This window comes from Microbacterium oxydans, assembly GCF_900095745.1.
Lineage (GTDB): Bacteria > Actinomycetota > Actinomycetes > Actinomycetales > Microbacteriaceae > Microbacterium > Microbacterium oxydans_B.
The window spans coordinates 371263-386926 of sequence record NZ_FMIR01000019.1; the positions used below are offsets into that span (position 1 = coordinate 371263).

Below are 15664 nucleotides of genomic sequence, written 5' to 3' on the forward strand. Positions count from 1 at the left end.
GTGCACAGCTGACAAGGCTGCCCGTGTCGCTTCCCGTTTCCTTGGCATGACCTGCCAGCTTGACGAAAGGTTCGCCCCGTGACCGTGCACGACCAGGATCCTTATTCCCAGGGCCCACTCGACAGCGATCCGGAGGAGACCGGCGAGTGGCAGCAGTCCCTCGACGAGCTGGTCGATGCCAAGGGCCACGGCCGAGGCCGCGAGATCATGCTCAGCCTGCTCAAGCGCTCGAAGGAGCTGCACCTGGGCGTGCCGATGGTCCCGACGACGGACTACATCAACACGATCGCCTCCGAGAACGAGCCCGAGTTCCCCGGTGACGAGGAGATCGAGCGCCGCTACCGCGCCTGGATCCGGTGGAACGCCGCGATCACGGTGCACCGCGCACAGCGCCCCGGCATCGGTGTCGGCGGTCACATCTCGACCTACGCCTCGTCGGCGGCTCTCTACGAAGTCGGCTTCAACCACTTCTTCAAGGGTGCCGACAACCCGGGCGGCGCCGACCAGATCTTCATCCAGGGTCACGCCTCCCCCGGCACTTACGCCCGCTCCTTCCTCGAAGGACGCCTGAGCGAGGACCAGCTCGACGGCTTCCGCCAGGAGAAGTCGCACGCGCCGCACGGCATCCCCTCCTACCCGCACCCGCGCCTGATGCCGGAGTACTGGCAGTTCCCGACCGTGTCGATGGGTCTCGGCCCGATCAACGCGATCTACCAGGCGATGTCGAACAAGTACCTCGAGAACCGTGGCATCAAGGACACGTCCCAGTCGCACGTCTGGGCGTTCCTCGGCGACGGCGAGATGGACGAGGTCGAGAGCCGCGGCCAGCTGCAGGTCGCCGCCAACGAGGGCCTCGACAACCTGACCTTCATCGTCAACTGCAACCTGCAGCGCCTCGACGGCCCTGTGCGCGGCAACGGCAAGATCGTCCAGGAGCTGGAGTCGTTCTTCCGCGGCGCCGGCTGGAACGTCATCAAGGTCGTCTGGGGTCGTGAGTGGGACGACCTGCTCGCCCGCGACACCGAGGGCGCTCTGCTCAACCTGATGAACGTCACCCCCGACGGTGACTACCAGACGTACAAGGCCGAGTCCGGCGCGTACATCCGCGAGCACTTCTTCGGCCGCGACGAGCGCGCCGCCGCCCTCGTCAAGGACTACTCCGACGACGACATCTGGAACCTCAAGCGCGGTGGCCACGACTACCGCAAGGTCTACGCCGCGTTCAAGGCAGCGACCGAGCATAAGGGCAAGCCCACCGTCATCCTCGCGAAGACCGTCAAGGGCTACGGCCTCGGTCCGCACTTCGAGGGCCGCAACGCGACCCACCAGATGAAGAAGATGACGCTGGACAACCTCAAGACGTTCCGCGACGCGATGCACATCCCGATCACGGACGCGCAGCTCGAAGAGAACCCGTACCTGCCCCCGTACTACAACCCGGGACCCCAGGACGAGACGATCCAGTACATGCTCGAGCGCCGCAATGCGCTCGGTGGCTTCCTTCCGGAGCGCCGCTCGACGCACGTCGGGCTGTCGCTGCCGGACGACACTGCGTACGCGCTTCCCAAGAAGGGTTCCGGCACGCAGGAGATCGCCACCACCATGGCTTTCGTCCGTCTGCTCAAGGACCTGCTGCGTTCGAAGGACTTCGGCCACCGCATCGTGCCGATCATCCCGGACGAGGCGCGCACGTTCGGCATGGACGCGTACTTCCCCTCGGCGAAGATCTACAACCCGAACGGCCAGCACTACACGTCGGTGGACCGTGAGCTGCTCCTCGCCTACAAGGAGAGCCCGCAGGGCCAGATCGTGCACGTCGGCATCAACGAGGCCGGCGCACTCGCGGCCTTCACCGCCGCCGGAACCTCCTACGCCACGCACGGCGAGCCACTCATCCCGGTCTACATCTTCTACTCGATGTTCGGCTTCCAGCGCACGGGCGACGCCCAGTGGGCTGCCGGAGACCAGATGGCCCGCGGCTTCATCATGGGCGCCACCGCCGGTCGCACCACCCTCACAGGTGAAGGCCTCCAGCACGCCGATGGCCACTCGCATCTGCTCGCCGCCACCAACCCGGCGACGATCTCGTACGACCCGGCCTACGGCTACGAGATCGCGCACATCGTGCGCTCCGGTCTCGAGCGCATGTACGGCGGCAACCACGAGGACCCGAACGTGATGTACTACATCACGCTCTACAACGAGCCGATCGTGATGCCCGCCGAGCCGGAGAACGTGGACGTGGACGGCATCGTCCGCGGCATCCACCGCATCTCCGTCGGCGAGGGCGACGGCCCCCGTGCGCAGCTGTTCGCATCGGGTGTCGGACTCCCCTGGGCTCTCGAGGCCCAGGAGCTGCTGAAGAACGACTGGGGCGTGATCGCCGACGTCTGGTCGGTCACCTCCTGGACCGAGCTGCGCCGCGACGGCCTCGCCGCTGACGAGCACAACTTCCTGCACCCCGAGGCGGAGCCCCGCACCGCGTATCTCACCGAGAAGCTGCAGGGCTCCGAAGGACCTGTCGTCGCGGTCAGCGACTTCATGCACGCTGTGCAGGACCAGATCCGTCCGTGGGTGCCGAACCGCTTCGCCACGCTCGGCGCCGACGGCTTCGGCTTCTCGGACACCCGTGCAGCCGCTCGTCGCTTCTTCAAGATCGACGGCCCGTCGATCGTCGTCCGCACGCTGCAGTCGCTCGCTGAAGACGGCAAGGTCGACCGCTCGCTCGCGGCGCAGGCGATCGAGAAGTACCGTCTGCACGACGTGAACGCCGGCACCAGCGGCAACGCGGGTGGCGAAAGCTGAGCCCTCAGTGACAGGTTCTTCTCCTTCCGGCATGGACAAGGCCGCGACGCTCACCTGGCTGCGCCGGATCTCCGGTGACATCGCCTCGGTGACGATCAAGCGCCTGGAGGACACCCTCCCGTGGTACGCCGACATGCCACCAGCCCGCCGCTCCGCGGTCGGGCTGGTGGCCCAGGCGGGAATCACGTCGTTCATCCAGTGGTACGAAGACCCCAACTCCACGCCGTGGATCGCGGCGGACATCTTCGCCGCGGCACCGCGTGAGCTGCTGCGCAGCGTCAGCCTCCAGCAGACCCTGCAGCTCATCCGCGTGACCGTCGAGGTCACCGAGGAACGCGTCGCCGGTCGGGGGAACGATCTCCGCGAGGCGATCCTGTTGTACTCGCGCGACGTCGCCTTCGCGGCGGCGGATGTGTACGCCAGAGCTGCGGAGGCCCGAGGCCTCTGGGATGCGCGCCTCGAAGCCCTCGTCGTCGACTCGATCCTCACCGGCGAAGCTGACGAAGAGCTCCCGAGCCGGATCGCGGCACTCGGCTGGCACGGCCACGGCGAGGTCGCCGTCCTGGTCGGCACCACGCCCCCGCAGTTCGACGTGGACCTCGTCCGCCGAACGGCCAGAAAGCTCGCCGTCGACGTGCTCATCGGCGTTCAGGGTTCTCGTCTCGTCCTCGTCCTCGGGCGCGCACGCGCTGAAGGAGCTGAAGGGGAAGAAGAGGAGCTGGGGTTCCAGGAGATCGCGACCCGGCTCGAGCCGTCGTTCGGACCGGGTTATGTCGTACTCGGGCCCGCTGTCGCGGCGCTGGTCGACGCGAGCCAGAGCGCGCGGGCAGCCCTGGCCGGCTTCGCCGTCGCCCGTGCCTGGCGCAGCGCTCCCCGGCCGGTCGAAGCCGACGACCTGCTCCCGGAACGAGCCCTCGCCGGAGACCCGCTCGCGAAGCAGACGCTGATCGAGCGCATCTTCCGTCCCCTGCAGGCGCACTCCACCGACCTGGTCACGACGCTCTGGAGCTACCTCGACAACGGGCGCTCCCTCGAGGCGACGGCCCGCGAGCTCTTCGTGCACCCGAACACCGTGCGCTACCGGCTCAAGCGCGTGAGCGAGGTCATCGGGTGGGATGCCACCGGTCCCCGCGAGGCGCTCATCCTGCAGACCGCGCTGATCCTCGGCTCCATCGGCACGGCCGAGCAGGTGAGGCGACGAGCCCCGCTTCGGCGACAGCAGCGCTGATACCCGGCCGATCTGTACGCCACACACAAGGGTTTCTCGCAATCTTGTGATGGATCATCCACCGCTCTGCCGCAATCGTTGGCAGACTGGGTGGGTGATTGTCGTCGTATGCCCAGGTCAGGGCTCGCAGACCCCCGGTTTCCTCACTCCTTGGCTCGAGCTCGACGGAGTGGCCGAGCGCCTCGCCGCGTACTCGGATGCCGCACAGGTCGATCTCCGCGAACACGGCACGACGTCGGATGCCGACACGATCCGCGACACGCGTATCGCGCAGCCGCTGATCGTCGCGGCCTCCCTGATCGCCGGTGACGCGCTGGTGCAGAAGGCGGGCCGCCGCGCCGACGGAATCGCGGGTCACTCGGTGGGTGAGATCGCCGCGCTCGTCGGCAGCGATGTGATCGACGCCGAGACCGGCATGCGCCTCGTCGGCATCCGCGGTCGCGCGATGGCCGATGCCGCAGCGCAGGAGCAGACCGGCATGAGCGCGGTTCTCGGTGGCGATGAGGAAGCCCTCCTCGCACGACTCGCCGACCTCGCCCTCGCCCCCGCGAACTACAACGGCGGCGGACAGATCGTGGTCGCCGGCGCGCTTCCCGCCCTCGCCGCTCTCGCCGAGGAGCCCCTCAAGGGCACGCGCGTGATCCCCCTCCAGGTCGCCGGCGCGTTCCACACCCGCTACATGGCCTCGGCCGTCTCGGCCCTCCGCGATGCGGTCGCCGATGTCACGCCCGCGAACCCCGACATCACGCTGTGGACCAATCGTGACGGCTCTGCCGTTGCCGACGGCGCACAGGCGCTCAACTACCTCGTCGACCAGGTCTCCTCCCCCGTGCGCTGGGACCTGTGCATGCAGTCGTTCTCGGACGCCGGCGTCACCGGTGTGATCGAACTCGCGCCCGCTGGCGCCCTGGTCGGTCTCGCCAAGCGCGGCCTCCGTGGCGTGCCGAACGTTGCTGTGAAGACCCCCGAAGACCTCGATGCAGCCGTCGCGCTGCTGAACGGAGAAGCCGCATGAGCGTCACCCTCGCCCAGGTCACCGGCCCCGCCTACACGCGCATCTACTCGTACGGTGCCGCCCGCGGTGAGAACGCCGTACCGAACGAAGACCTGATCGGGCCGATCGACTCCAGCGACGAGTGGATCCGCCAGCGCACCGGCATCATCACCCGTGCCCGTGCCGACAAGAGCACCGACGCCATCGACCTCGCCACCACGGCCGCAGCCGAGGCCATCGAGAAGTCGGGCGTGCCTGCCGATCAGGTCGACCTGGTGATCGTCGCGACCATCAGCAACCCGAAGCAGACCCCCTCGGTCTCCGCCATCGTCGCCGACCGCGTCGGTGCGAATCCGGCCGCCGCATATGACATCAACGCGGCCTGCGCCGGTTACGCCTATGCGATCGCCCAGGCCGACGCGCTGATCAAGGCGGGGGCAGCCCGCTATGCCCTGGTCATCGGCACCGAGAAGCTGTCCGACGTCGTCGACCCGACCGACCGCAGCATCTCCTTCCTCCTCGGCGACGGCGCGGGTGCCGCACTGATCGGCCCGAGCGACACGCCGGGCATCGCCCCCGCTGTCTGGGGCTCCGACGGCTCGAAGGCCGAAGCGGTGGGCATGAACGGCACGCTGACCGACTTCCGCGACGGCGTGGTGCCGTGGCCGACCCTGCGCCAGGAGGGCCAGACGGTCTTCCGCTGGGCCGTGTGGGAGATGGCCAAGGTCGCGCGCGAGGCGCTCGACCGGGCCGGCGTCGAGCCCGCCGACATCGCCGCATTCATCCCGCACCAGGCGAACATGCGCATCATCGATGAGTTCGCGAAGCAGCTGAAGCTGCCGGAGACCACGGTGATCGCCCGCGACATCGAGACCACGGGCAACACCTCGGCGGCGTCGATCCCCCTGGCGAGCCACCGTCTGATGGCCGAGCACCCCGAGCTCTCGGGCGGTCTCGCCCTCCAGATCGGCTTCGGCGCCGGACTCGTGTTCGCCGCACAGGTCGTCGTCCTTCCCTGAGAATGCGCTGACCTTCTCTAGACTGTTCCACGGTTCCGAATACAACCCGTAAGAAAGAGGAAGACCACATGGCTTTCACCAACGATGAGGTCCTCGCAGGCCTCGCAGAGCTCATCACCGACGAGACCGGCATCAACGCCTCCGAGGTCGCCCTCGAGAAGTCGTTCACCGATGACCTCGACATCGACTCCATCTCGATGATGACGATCGTCGTCAACGCCGAGGAGAAGTTCGGCGTCACCATCCCCGACGACGAGGTCAAGAACCTGAAGACCGTCGGCGACGCCGTCAGCTTCATCGTCGCGGGCCAGGAGTAATCCCGGCAGGATGCCACCCCCGCATCTCGCGGGGAGTGGCATCCTCCGCCCTGCCCTCTCACCCCCTTCGACGTTCGACAAGGAACCACACCCCATGACCAAGCGCATCGTCGTCACCGGCATCGGCGCCACGTCCGCCATCGGCGGCACGGCCCCGGAGAACTGGACGAACCTGCTGGCCGGAATGTCCGGCACCCGCACGCTCGAACACGACTGGGTTCAGCAGTACGAGCTGCCCGTCACGTTCGCCGCCGAGGCGATCGTGCGCCCGGAAGAGGTGCTCCCCCGCCACGAGGCCAAGCGCCTCGATCCGTCGTCGCAGTTCGCCCTCATCGCAGCCCGCGAGGCGTGGGCCGACGCCGGCTCCCCCGAGGTCGCGCCCGAGCGGCTCGGCATCGACTTCGCCACCGGCATCGGTGGCCTCTGGACCCTCCTGGACGCCTGGGACACGCTCCGCGAGAAGGGCCCGCGACGCGTCATGCCGCTCACGGTTCCGATGCTCATGCCGAACGCCGCGGCGGGCAACCTCTCGCTGCAGTTCGAGGCCCGCGCCTACGCACAGACCGTCGTCAGTGCGTGCGCCTCCAGCACCGAGTCGATCATCCACGCTTTCCACCACCTGCAGGACGGCCTTGCGGACGTCGTGATCGCCGGTGGCACCGAGTCTGCGATCCACCCGATCACGATGGCCTCGTTCGCGTCGGCGCAGGCGCTGTCGCGTCGCAACGACGATCCTGCCCACGCCTCCCGCCCCGGGGCCATCGACCGTGACGGGTTCGTCATGGGCGAGGGCGCTGCCGCACTGATCCTCGAGACCGAGGAGCACGCCAAGGCACGCGGCGCCAAGATCTACGGCTACGTGCTCGGCGGCGGAGTCACGGCCGATGCGTACCACATCACGGGAAACGACCCCGAGGGCAACGGCGCGGCGCGGGCGGTCACGCAGGCGCTCGAAGAGGCCGGCGTGACCGCCGACCAGGTCACGCACATCAACGCGCACGCGACGTCGACCCCGGTCGGCGACCCCAACGAGTACGTCGCGCTCAAGAAGGTCTTCGGTGACCGGATCGACGAGATCCCCGTGTCGGCGACGAAGGCCTCCACCGGACACCTGCTCGGTGGCACGGGGGCACTCGAGGCGATCTTCTCGCTTCTCGCGCTGCGTGATCGCGTCGCTCCGCCGACCATCAACATGACCGAGCCCGACCCGGCGGTTCCGTTCCGCCTTTCCGGCGAGGCCACGCCGCTCGGCGACGGTCCGCAGATCGCCATCAGCAACTCGTTCGGCTTCGGCGGACACAACGCCGTGCTGGTCGTCGCCAGCGCCGACTGACACTGCAGAACACGAAGAGAGGCCCTCGGGATTCCGAGGGCCTCTCTTCGCGCAACAGGACCGGAGTCCGGTGCCGATCAGGCGGTGCGCAGCGCGCCGAGCTGACGCGAACGGGCTTCACGGATGCGGGTGATACGGGGCAGGAACCACCCGATCAGCGGACCGACTCCGAAGGCGAAGAGCACCGTTCCGACGCCCACCGGGCCGCCGAGGAGGAAGCCGACGAGCAGCACACTTCCCTCGATCAGGGTGCGGACGAGCCACACCGCCCATCCGGTGCGGCGGACCAGCCCCGTCATCAGGCCATCGCGCGGCCCCGGCCCGAAGTCAGCAGCGATGTAGAGGCCCGTAGCGAAGGCGAGGAGCAGGAGCCCGAAGACGAACATGGGGGCACCGATCCACACCGAAGAGGGCTGCGGGATCAGGAAGAGCGCAAGATCGGCGCTCGGCCCGACCAGGAGCGCGTTCAGCACCGTGCCGAGCCCCACCCGCTGACGCAGCGGGATCCACAGCAGCAGCACGACGATCGAGACGAGCACGGTCATGGCCCCGTATCCGACGCCTGTCTGCCGCGCCAGGCCCAACGCCAGAACATCCCACGGCGCCACACCGATGCCGCCTCGCACCATGAAGCCGAGCGCCACACCGTAGAGGAACAGGCCGACGAGAAGCTGCACGAGCCGCTCGACGAGGTCACGCCGGCTGGTGGCGGCTATGGGGAGGAACAGAGAACGGAGGAACATCCTCCTACTCTGGCCCGTGGACCACGGTCCGATGCGAAGCCACTCGCCGCAAAGTGGCCTGCACATATCAGACCACTTTGCGCCATGCTGGAGGCATGGGATCACGGCTCGTCGAACAGCTCGGAGCGGATAACGTCGCAGGCACCGCGGCGACGGCGCTCGCCGACCGCATCAGGGCGCTGATCCTCGACGGCCGCCTCACGGTCGGCGAGCGTCTGCCGAGTGAGCGGGCACTCGCGCTCGAACTGCGCCGATCGCGCTCGACGATCACCCGCACCTACGGCCTGCTGGAGGCCGACGGCTACGTCTCCCGCCTGCACGGAGGAAGCACCCGGGTCACGCTGCCGCACGGTCGCACCGCTGCGGGCGCGGACGCCGACGACGACGCCATCGACCTCTCGATCGCCTCGATGGATTCGACACCCGGCCTGTACGACGCGACAGTCCGCTCCCTTCCCCGTCTCGCGGCCTTGCGCGGCACGAGCGGGTATTCGCTCCGCGGGCTCCCTGAGCTCCGTGAAGCCGTCGCCCAGCGGTTCCGCGATCGCGGGGCGCCGACCTCCGCCGACGAGATCATCATCACGTCGGGGGCGCTCAACGCCGTGAACCTGATCCTCACGGCCATCGGACGTCGCGGCGAGAAGGCACTGGTCGAGCAGCCGACGTTCCCCCACGCGCTCGAAGCGCTGCACCGGCACGGATACCGACTGGTGCCCACGCCCGTCGACGTCGACGGCTGGGACACCCGGCATCTGAACGAGACGCTTCTCGGGACGCGTCCGCACGTCGCCTACCTCATCCCCGACTTCCACAACCCGACCGGCGCGACGCTGCCCGATGACGAGCGCTCGCGGATCGTGACGACGGCTCGGAACGTCGGCACCCACCTCATCGTCGACGAGACGACCGCAGAACTCGACATCGATCGCGGATGGGCGCCTGCACCGATGGCTGCGAGCGGACCGAATGTCATCACCGTCGGATCGATGTCGAAGATCGCCTGGGGCGGTATGCGCATCGGCTGGATCCGCGCGGAGCGCTCGGTGATCGCGCGACTGCTCGCCGTGCGCCCCTCCTTCGAGTTGGGCACCGCCCTGCTGGAGCAGTGCATCGCCGTGGAGCTGTTGGACGACATGCCGGCGTTGACGTCTCATGTTCGCCGCAGGTTGCGCGCCGGGCGCGACGCGGTCGAGCGCGGCGTCTCAGGGATCGCCGGGTTCCGGATGCCGTTTACGCCCGGCGGCCTCTCGGCCTGGATCGACATCGGGGCGCCGCTCTCTACCTCGCTCTCCCTGGCTGCGAGAGAGCAAGGTCTCGTCTTGCCGCCGGGCCCCCGCTTCACGACCGGCGGCGTGCTCGAACGTCGCCTGCGCATCCCCATCACCCTCCCGCCGGAGCGGACGACCGAGGCCATGCAACGACTGGCTCTCGCCTGGGAAGACGTGCGCGGCGGCGCGCACTCGCGCACCCACGAGCTGCAGCACACCGCGGTCATCTGACCGGCGGGCCACCTCTGCACGACGAGGACCCCGCCTCGTTTCCGGGGCGGGGTCCTCGTCGTGCGGAGCGGGGATACGTCTTCTCAGCGTCCGGGATGACTCACCGGCATCCGATACTCACGCCTCCCCCGCTCCCGGTCTGTGGTGTCGGCTAACCGACCTTGTGGAGCCAGACGACCCTGGCGTCGTCGCTGGCATGACGGAACGGCTCCAGTTCCTCGTCCCAGGCGGATCCGAGCGCGATGTCCAACTCGCGCTGCAACTCGATCGCACTGCCCGCGGCGATCTCCATCGCGTAGCGGATCCGGTCCTCGCCGATGACGATGTTGCCGGCGGCATCCGTCTGGGCGTAATGGATGCCCAAGTCGGGAGTGTGCAGCCAGCGTCCGCCGTCGCTGCGCGGAGTGGGGTCCTCGGTCACCTCGAACCGCAGATGCTCCCACCCGCGGATGGACGTCGCGAGAGCAGCACCGGTGCCGACAGGGCCGTCCCAGTAGAACTCGGCCCGCCGGGCACCCTCGAGGACGGGCTGCGCGGTCCAGTCGAAATTCACCGCGCGCCCGATAGCGCGACCCACCGCCCATTCGAGGTGCGGGCAGAGCGCGCGAGGCGCAGAGTGGATGAACACCACTCCGCGTGAGTAAGCCGTCGCCATGATCTCTCCGTTTCATCAGGTGCGTCTTCCCCAACGACCTGAACCACGAAGTGGCGAGAATATGCGGTTGTGGGCCCATTCTCGCCGAGATCTCCTGAAATCACAAGCATGTGATTCGACGACGAAGGCCCCGGTCACAGGGACCGGGGCCTTCGCAGTGCTCAGAAGAGGATCACGCCTCGCTCATGGCCTGCTTGACCTGTTGGCCCTTCGCGGCGTAGTACGCGGCACGAGCAGCGTCCTTGCGCGCCTGCTCGGCGTAGCCGAACTCCAGCGTCTCCTGGTCGACCTCGTAGTTGGGGACATCGTCGGTGCCGTTGTACTTCTCGATGTAGGCGTCGAGCTCGGGGCCCGAGGTCCACGACGTGATGAGGCAGTAGCGCGGCTCGGTGCCGTTGTGCGTGGCGGCGTGCCACAGACGCTGGGTGTCGACGATGAGCTGCGCGCCGGCCGGAAGGGCGATGCGGTACTCGATGCTCGGGTCGGTGCGGTTCTCACGCAGGACGAAGTAGCTGTCCTTGTCGTCCGTCAGGTTGAAGAAGCCGCGGACCACCCAGCCGGTGCCGTCGGGGTTCAGACGGTTGTTGTCGTCCTGGTGGAGGTTGTAGAGGCACTCGCCGTACGGGGTCGGCTGCAGCTCGATCACGCGGCAGCGGCCGACGTTGGCGCCGGGCTCCTGCGCACGACGCGTCAGGTTCGGAGCCTTCTCGGTCTGCGAATCGATCCAGACGCCGTCCTTGTCGGTGCGCGGCGGCTTGTGGTTCCAGAAGCCGTTGCACTCGATGTCGCCGAAGGCACTGGCGAGCGGCGCGAAGCGTGTGTCACCCGACGACTTCCAGTCGTTGTACTCGATGTCGAGCCATTCCTTGGGGTCGAGCTCCTGGTTGTAGCTGTCGAGGACGACGAATCCCTTTTCCTCGAGGGCAGCGGACTTGATGTAACCCATGATCGAGTCATGTTCCTTTCATCGGGGGCCAGCACGTTTTAACAGGCCCTGATAAGGCAAGCCTAACAGCGAAGCCCGCGAGCCCTTCGGAGGTCGGCCGTGGATAACCGAATAGACTGATCGGGGCGCCCGGCGAGTCCTCGGCACCCGTCGCTACGGGAGGACGAGACACCAGTATGAGCACCGCGACCAACGTCGAGGCGACAGCAGTCAACACGATCGAGTGGCTCGCGGCGGGCACCACCACCATCGTGGTCCCCGTGTATCAGCGGCAGTACCGCTGGGACATCGGCGGGTGCGAGCGCCTCCTCTCCGACATCCGCGCCGTCGCTCGCGAAGACGACGCCCACCGCCACTTCATCGGCTCGATCCTCTCCGCCGAAGACGGCACCTCGGCGGATTCCGACCTGATCCTCATCGACGGTCAGCAGCGCATCACCACGCTGATGCTGCTGGTCGCCGCGCTGCACCATGCGATCCGCGACACCGACCCCACTCTGGCCGCTTCGCTGGAACGCGTGCTCGTGCGCTCGGATGCCCCCGGCCGCACCAAGCTGCGCCCGCACGATGCCTGGGCCGACCTGTACGAGTCCGTCGTGCTCGACCGTCGCGACGATGCGGACCGCGAGTCCCGCTTCGACGATAACTACGCCTTCTTCCGCAGTCAGATCCTTGTGGACGAGGTCCCGCTCATCTGGCGTGGGCTGCAGAAGCTCGAGCACGTGTCGATCACCCTCGGAGCCCAGGCGAACGCGCAGCAGATCTTCGAGAGCCTGAACTCGACGGGCGAGCCGCTGCGCGACCATGAGCTCATCCACAACTACATCCTGATGGGGCTCAGCCACGCGGAGCAGGTCGATGTCGAAGCCCGGTTCTGGGTGCCGATCGAGAATCACACCGGAGAGGCGATCGGCGCGTTCTGGCGGCACTACCTGGTGCTCGTCACCGGACGAGAGGTGGCGGCGAACGGCGAGCACGGCGTGTACAGCGCGTTCCGGCAGTCGTTCCCCCGCGTCGACGTCGCCCACCTGCAGGCGGACGCGGAGGAGTGGAGGCACTTCGCTGAGATCTACGGCACCCTCCTCGACCCGTCACGGGAGCAGGACCCCGAGATCGCGCAGCAGCTCCGCCATGTCAACACCTTCGGGCGTTCGTCGTATCCCCTCGTGATGAGTGTGTACAGCGACCACGCACGGGGGCTCATCGATCGCGTCGAACTCATCGAGACGCTGGAGTGGATCCAGGCCCTGTACCTCCGTCGGGCGCTGGTCAACCTTCCGGCCGAGAGGCTCATCGCCAGGCTCTGCCGAGCCCGCCGGGATGGCCGCGATTCACTCGCGCGCGCCTTCGCACGGATCACCCCGTCCGACCAGCGTGTGAGCGCCGTGCTGAAGTACAGCGAACTCCCCCACCCCACGTATGTGCTCGGGCGGCTGGAGGGAGTCGACGACGTCGACGCGTTCGACGTGGAGCACATCGTGCCGACCGTCCCCGGCGACGCCTGGTCGGGAGACGGGGAGCGGCCCTGGAACGAGTACTCCGAGGACGAGCAGAACAGCCATCGCGCGCTCGCCCCGACTCTCGGCAACCTGACGCTGCTCGAGCAGCCGCTGACCGAGCGCGTGTTCGGCGCCGCCTTCCCGGTCAAGCGCACCGAGGCGTACGCCCGCAGCGCGGTGCCGGCGACCCGCGAGCTGGCCGAGGTCGCGACATGGAACACCGCGGCGATCACCCAGCGCACGGTCGCTCTCACTGCCGACCTGATCCGCATCTGGGCGCGACCCGCACTGCCGGAGATCGACGACGACGGCCTGACCCCGATCTTGGATGCCGTGCGCCGTCGCGGCTGGCCCACCGGCTGGGAGCGCGAGTTCGACTACGTCGAGTACCGCGGTGAACGCTGGGAGGTGCCCGACGTCAAGTACCTGTTCAACCGGGTGTTCCGACGCGCATGGACCGACACGAGGGCCGCTGCCCTTGCATACTGCGCCGCCCACGGCGGACCGATCTACCAGGACATGGCGTGGAAGGGGCAATGGGACGAGCTCGACGAGTCCCACTTCCTCTACATGGGCTGGGACTCCAATTACATGATGACCGCTGTGCAGGGGGTGCTCGAGGAGTCGGGCATCGCCTCGGAGGTCTTCGTCAAGTACTCCTACATCGGGAATGTGATGTGACCATGACCACCGTCGTCCGCCAGCTGCTGGATCTCACCGTCGAAGAGCACACGCTCACCGTCCCGCTCGTCTGGGGCGATCCTGCCGACTCCCGCACCATCGACGTCTTCGCGCGCGTGGTCTCCCGCGAAGGCGGTGAGACCCTCCCCTATCTGGTCTTCCTGCAGGGAGGACCGGGACACGAGGCTCCCCGTCCGTTCCACTCTTCGACCTCGCCGGCTTGGCTCGACGAGGCACTCGCCCACTACCGACTGGTGCTCCTCGACCAGCGCGGCACGGGTCGCTCGACCCCGGTCGGCGACGAGGATCTCGCGCGGGGCGCTGAGGCCGTGGCCGAGCACCTCACCCATCTGCGGGCCGACGCGATCGTGCGCGACTGCGAGGCGTTGCGCGAACACCTGGGTGCTGCCACCTGGAGCGTGCTCGGGCAGTCCTTCGGCGGCTTCACGACCCTGGCCTACCTGTCGACGGACGCCTCCTCCCTGGAAGACGTCTTCATCACGGGTGGGCTCAGTGCCATCGGCCGCCACCCCGATGATGTGTACGCGCTCTGCTACGACAAGATGCGCACGACCTCCGAGCGGTACTACCGTCGGTTCCCGGAGCACCGCGACGCCATGCGGAGACTCGTCGATATGGCGGATGCCGGTGACATCGTGCTCCCCGACGGCGAGATCGTGTCCCGATCACGGTTGCGGTCGATGGGCTCTGCTCTCGGCACGAACGACGGCTGGCAGACCGTCTGGTCGTTGCTCGAGCGCGATCCGTCGTCCAACGCGTTCCGATACGACCTGATGCACGCGATGCCCTTCGACGGCCGCAACCCGCTCTACTTCGCGTTCCACGAGTCCAGTTATGCCGACGGCCATGCCACCCGCTGGTCGGCCGAACGGACAGAGCCCTCCGACTTCCGTGACGACCCCACGCTCTTCACGGGCGAGCACATCCGACGCGACTGGACCGAGACGGTCCCCGCCTTCCGCCCCTGGCGTGACGTGACCCTCGCACTGGCTGAGCACGAGTGGCCGAGCATCTACGACGCCGAGGCGATCGCCGCGTCCGGCGCGACGGGTGCTGCCGCGGTCTACGTCGATGACGTCTACGTGCCCATGGACTTCTCGCTCGAGACAGCACGCCTGCTGCCCGGGGTGAAGCTGTGGGTGACCAGCGAACACGAGCACAACGGGCTGCGTTCGGGTCCCGTGCTCTCCCGCCTCATCGACCTGGCACAGGGCGGCCGCCTGCGCTGAGGATCTCCGCCTCGAGGAGGATGCCGCTCTTCTCCGTCACGCCTATCCTGAAGTCATGAAGGACTTGATGGCGTGGGCGACCGTGGTCATCGTGCTGGGCATGGGCCCCGCCCTGCTGATCTTCGGGATGATGCACACCTTCTCGCGGAAGCCGGTCGAGGAGAAGTACGAGCACGTCGCCAACGGCGGCCTCGTCGGCGTCTTTGACAGCGTCTGGTCGCCCACCGCTCATGAGGCGAGCCAGGAACGCGACCGGCAGACGCAGCGGACTGCGCCGGCGCCGTCGCCCGGCGACCCGCCGAGCCGCATCGACGCCGGCCGCATCGTCATCGACGTCTGAGACCGTCGCAGAGCTCTCGAGGAACGAAGAAGGCCCCACACTCCGAGGAGCATGGGGCCTTCATCGTGGCAGTCGTTACTTGGACGATCCGCCGAAGCCCTTGAAGCGCTGGTTGAACTTCTCGACGCGGCCGGCCGAGTCCATGATGCGCTGCTTGCCCGTGTAGAACGGGTGCGACGCGGCCGAGATCTCGACATCGATGACGGGGTACTCCACGCCGTCCAGCTCGATGGTCTTGTCGCCGGTCACGGTCGAACGGGTGAGGAACGTCTCGCCCGAGCCGAGGTCGCGGAACACGACAGCCTTGTACTCGGGGTGAATGTCAGTCTTCATGGGATTCCTTAGTTGCTGCCCT

At 67.8% G+C, this 15664-nt stretch carries 14 protein-coding genes; 10 read left to right on the forward strand and 4 right to left on the reverse strand.

Annotated features, from left to right (window positions below; translation table 11 throughout):
* Positions 1-78 precede the first annotated feature (78 nt).
* From aceE to BQ2383_RS17340, 6 genes are all read left to right on the forward strand, one after another.
* A complete protein-coding gene (gene aceE / locus BQ2383_RS17315; protein ID WP_091036781.1) occupies positions 79-2805 on the forward strand; it encodes a pyruvate dehydrogenase (acetyl-transferring), homodimeric type in 2727 nt (908 codons plus the stop codon).
* A 31-nt stretch (positions 2806-2836) separates the two neighbouring features.
* Complete coding sequence (locus BQ2383_RS17320; protein WP_029261788.1) at positions 2837-4033, forward strand: PucR family transcriptional regulator; 1197 nt, start codon at positions 2837-2839, stop codon at positions 4031-4033.
* A 94-nt stretch (positions 4034-4127) separates the two neighbouring features.
* Positions 4128-5048, forward strand: coding sequence for an ACP S-malonyltransferase (locus tag BQ2383_RS17325; protein WP_091036784.1), 921 nt, complete (start codon positions 4128-4130; stop codon positions 5046-5048).
* The gene (locus tag BQ2383_RS17330; protein ID WP_091036787.1) at positions 5045-6046 is read left to right on the forward strand and encodes a beta-ketoacyl-ACP synthase III; all 1002 of its coding nucleotides are present in this window, start codon (positions 5045-5047) and stop codon (positions 6044-6046) included. The genes BQ2383_RS17325 and BQ2383_RS17330 overlap by 4 nt, the downstream gene beginning before the upstream one ends.
* A gap of 68 nt (positions 6047-6114) precedes the next feature.
* Complete coding sequence (locus BQ2383_RS17335; RefSeq protein WP_017830435.1) at positions 6115-6363, forward strand: acyl carrier protein; 249 nt, start codon at positions 6115-6117, stop codon at positions 6361-6363.
* A 94-nt stretch (positions 6364-6457) separates the two neighbouring features.
* On the forward strand, positions 6458-7696 hold the full coding sequence (locus BQ2383_RS17340; protein WP_091036792.1) for a beta-ketoacyl-[acyl-carrier-protein] synthase family protein: 1239 nt from the start codon (positions 6458-6460) through the stop codon (positions 7694-7696).
* A gap of 77 nt (positions 7697-7773) precedes the next feature.
* On the opposite strand, the gene BQ2383_RS17345 is transcribed toward BQ2383_RS17340, so the two are convergent.
* Positions 7774-8439: a YczE/YyaS/YitT family protein gene (locus tag BQ2383_RS17345; protein ID WP_091036795.1), complete on the reverse strand. Its 666-nt coding sequence runs from the start codon at positions 8437-8439 to the stop codon at positions 7774-7776.
* 95 nt (positions 8440-8534) lie between these two features.
* On the opposite strand from BQ2383_RS17345, the gene BQ2383_RS17350 reads away from it, so the two are divergent.
* A complete protein-coding gene (locus tag BQ2383_RS17350; RefSeq protein ID WP_091036798.1) occupies positions 8535-9938 on the forward strand; it encodes a PLP-dependent aminotransferase family protein in 1404 nt (467 codons plus the stop codon).
* Between the two features lie 151 nt (positions 9939-10089).
* Here BQ2383_RS17350 and BQ2383_RS17355 read toward each other — a convergent pair whose 3' ends face one another.
* On the reverse strand, positions 10090-10593 hold the full coding sequence (locus BQ2383_RS17355; protein WP_029261782.1) for a DUF3145 domain-containing protein: 504 nt from the start codon (positions 10591-10593) through the stop codon (positions 10090-10092).
* Positions 10594-10765: 172 nt separating this feature from the next.
* Positions 10766-11539, reverse strand: coding sequence for a hypothetical protein (locus BQ2383_RS17360; protein ID WP_029261781.1), 774 nt, complete (start codon positions 11537-11539; stop codon positions 10766-10768).
* 176 nt (positions 11540-11715) lie between these two features.
* On the opposite strand from BQ2383_RS17360, the gene BQ2383_RS17365 reads away from it, so the two are divergent.
* The 3 genes from BQ2383_RS17365 to BQ2383_RS17375 are packed head-to-tail and all read left to right on the forward strand — an operon-like array spanning position 11716 to position 15309.
* Positions 11716-13719, forward strand: coding sequence for a DUF262 domain-containing protein (locus BQ2383_RS17365; protein ID WP_091036801.1), 2004 nt, complete (start codon positions 11716-11718; stop codon positions 13717-13719).
* Positions 13716-14969 carry an alpha/beta fold hydrolase gene (locus BQ2383_RS17370; protein ID WP_091036804.1) on the forward strand — a complete coding sequence of 418 codons (1254 nt, stop codon included), beginning with the start codon at positions 13716-13718 and terminating at the stop codon, positions 14967-14969. Before BQ2383_RS17365 ends, BQ2383_RS17370 begins: the two co-directional genes overlap by 4 nt.
* Before the next feature lie 55 nt (positions 14970-15024).
* Complete coding sequence (locus BQ2383_RS17375) at positions 15025-15309, forward strand: hypothetical protein (RefSeq protein WP_091036807.1); 285 nt, start codon at positions 15025-15027, stop codon at positions 15307-15309.
* A gap of 75 nt (positions 15310-15384) precedes the next feature.
* Here the strand turns inward: BQ2383_RS17375 and BQ2383_RS17380 are convergent, their stop codons facing one another.
* Entirely contained in the window at positions 15385-15642 is a 258-nt protein-coding gene (locus BQ2383_RS17380) for a type B 50S ribosomal protein L31 (RefSeq protein WP_091036810.1), read from the reverse strand.
* Positions 15643-15664: the final 22 nt, after the last annotated feature.

Bases quoted from the DNA above. Each gene is read 5' to 3' on its own strand.
- BQ2383_RS17320 (WP_029261788.1), top strand. From the start codon at position 2,837: ATGGACAAGGCCGCGACGCTCACCTGGCTGCGCCGGATCTCCGGTGAC.
- BQ2383_RS17330 (WP_091036787.1), top strand. From the start codon at position 5,045: ATGAGCGTCACCCTCGCCCAGGTCACCGGCCCCGCCTACACGCGCATC.
- BQ2383_RS17335 (WP_017830435.1), top strand. From the start codon at position 6,115: ATGGCTTTCACCAACGATGAGGTCCTCGCAGGCCTCGCAGAGCTCATC.
- BQ2383_RS17340 (WP_091036792.1), top strand. From the start codon at position 6,458: ATGACCAAGCGCATCGTCGTCACCGGCATCGGCGCCACGTCCGCCATC.
- BQ2383_RS17345 (WP_091036795.1), bottom strand. From the start codon at position 8,439: ATGTTCCTCCGTTCTCTGTTCCTCCCCATAGCCGCCACCAGCCGGCGT.
- BQ2383_RS17350 (WP_091036798.1), top strand. From the start codon at position 8,535: ATGGGATCACGGCTCGTCGAACAGCTCGGAGCGGATAACGTCGCAGGC.
- BQ2383_RS17355 (WP_029261782.1), bottom strand. From the start codon at position 10,593: ATGGCGACGGCTTACTCACGCGGAGTGGTGTTCATCCACTCTGCGCCT.
- BQ2383_RS17360 (WP_029261781.1), bottom strand. From the start codon at position 11,539: ATGGGTTACATCAAGTCCGCTGCCCTCGAGGAAAAGGGATTCGTCGTC.
- BQ2383_RS17365 (WP_091036801.1), top strand. From the start codon at position 11,716: ATGAGCACCGCGACCAACGTCGAGGCGACAGCAGTCAACACGATCGAG.
- BQ2383_RS17375 (WP_091036807.1), top strand. From the start codon at position 15,025: ATGAAGGACTTGATGGCGTGGGCGACCGTGGTCATCGTGCTGGGCATG.
- BQ2383_RS17380 (WP_091036810.1), bottom strand. From the start codon at position 15,642: ATGAAGACTGACATTCACCCCGAGTACAAGGCTGTCGTGTTCCGCGAC.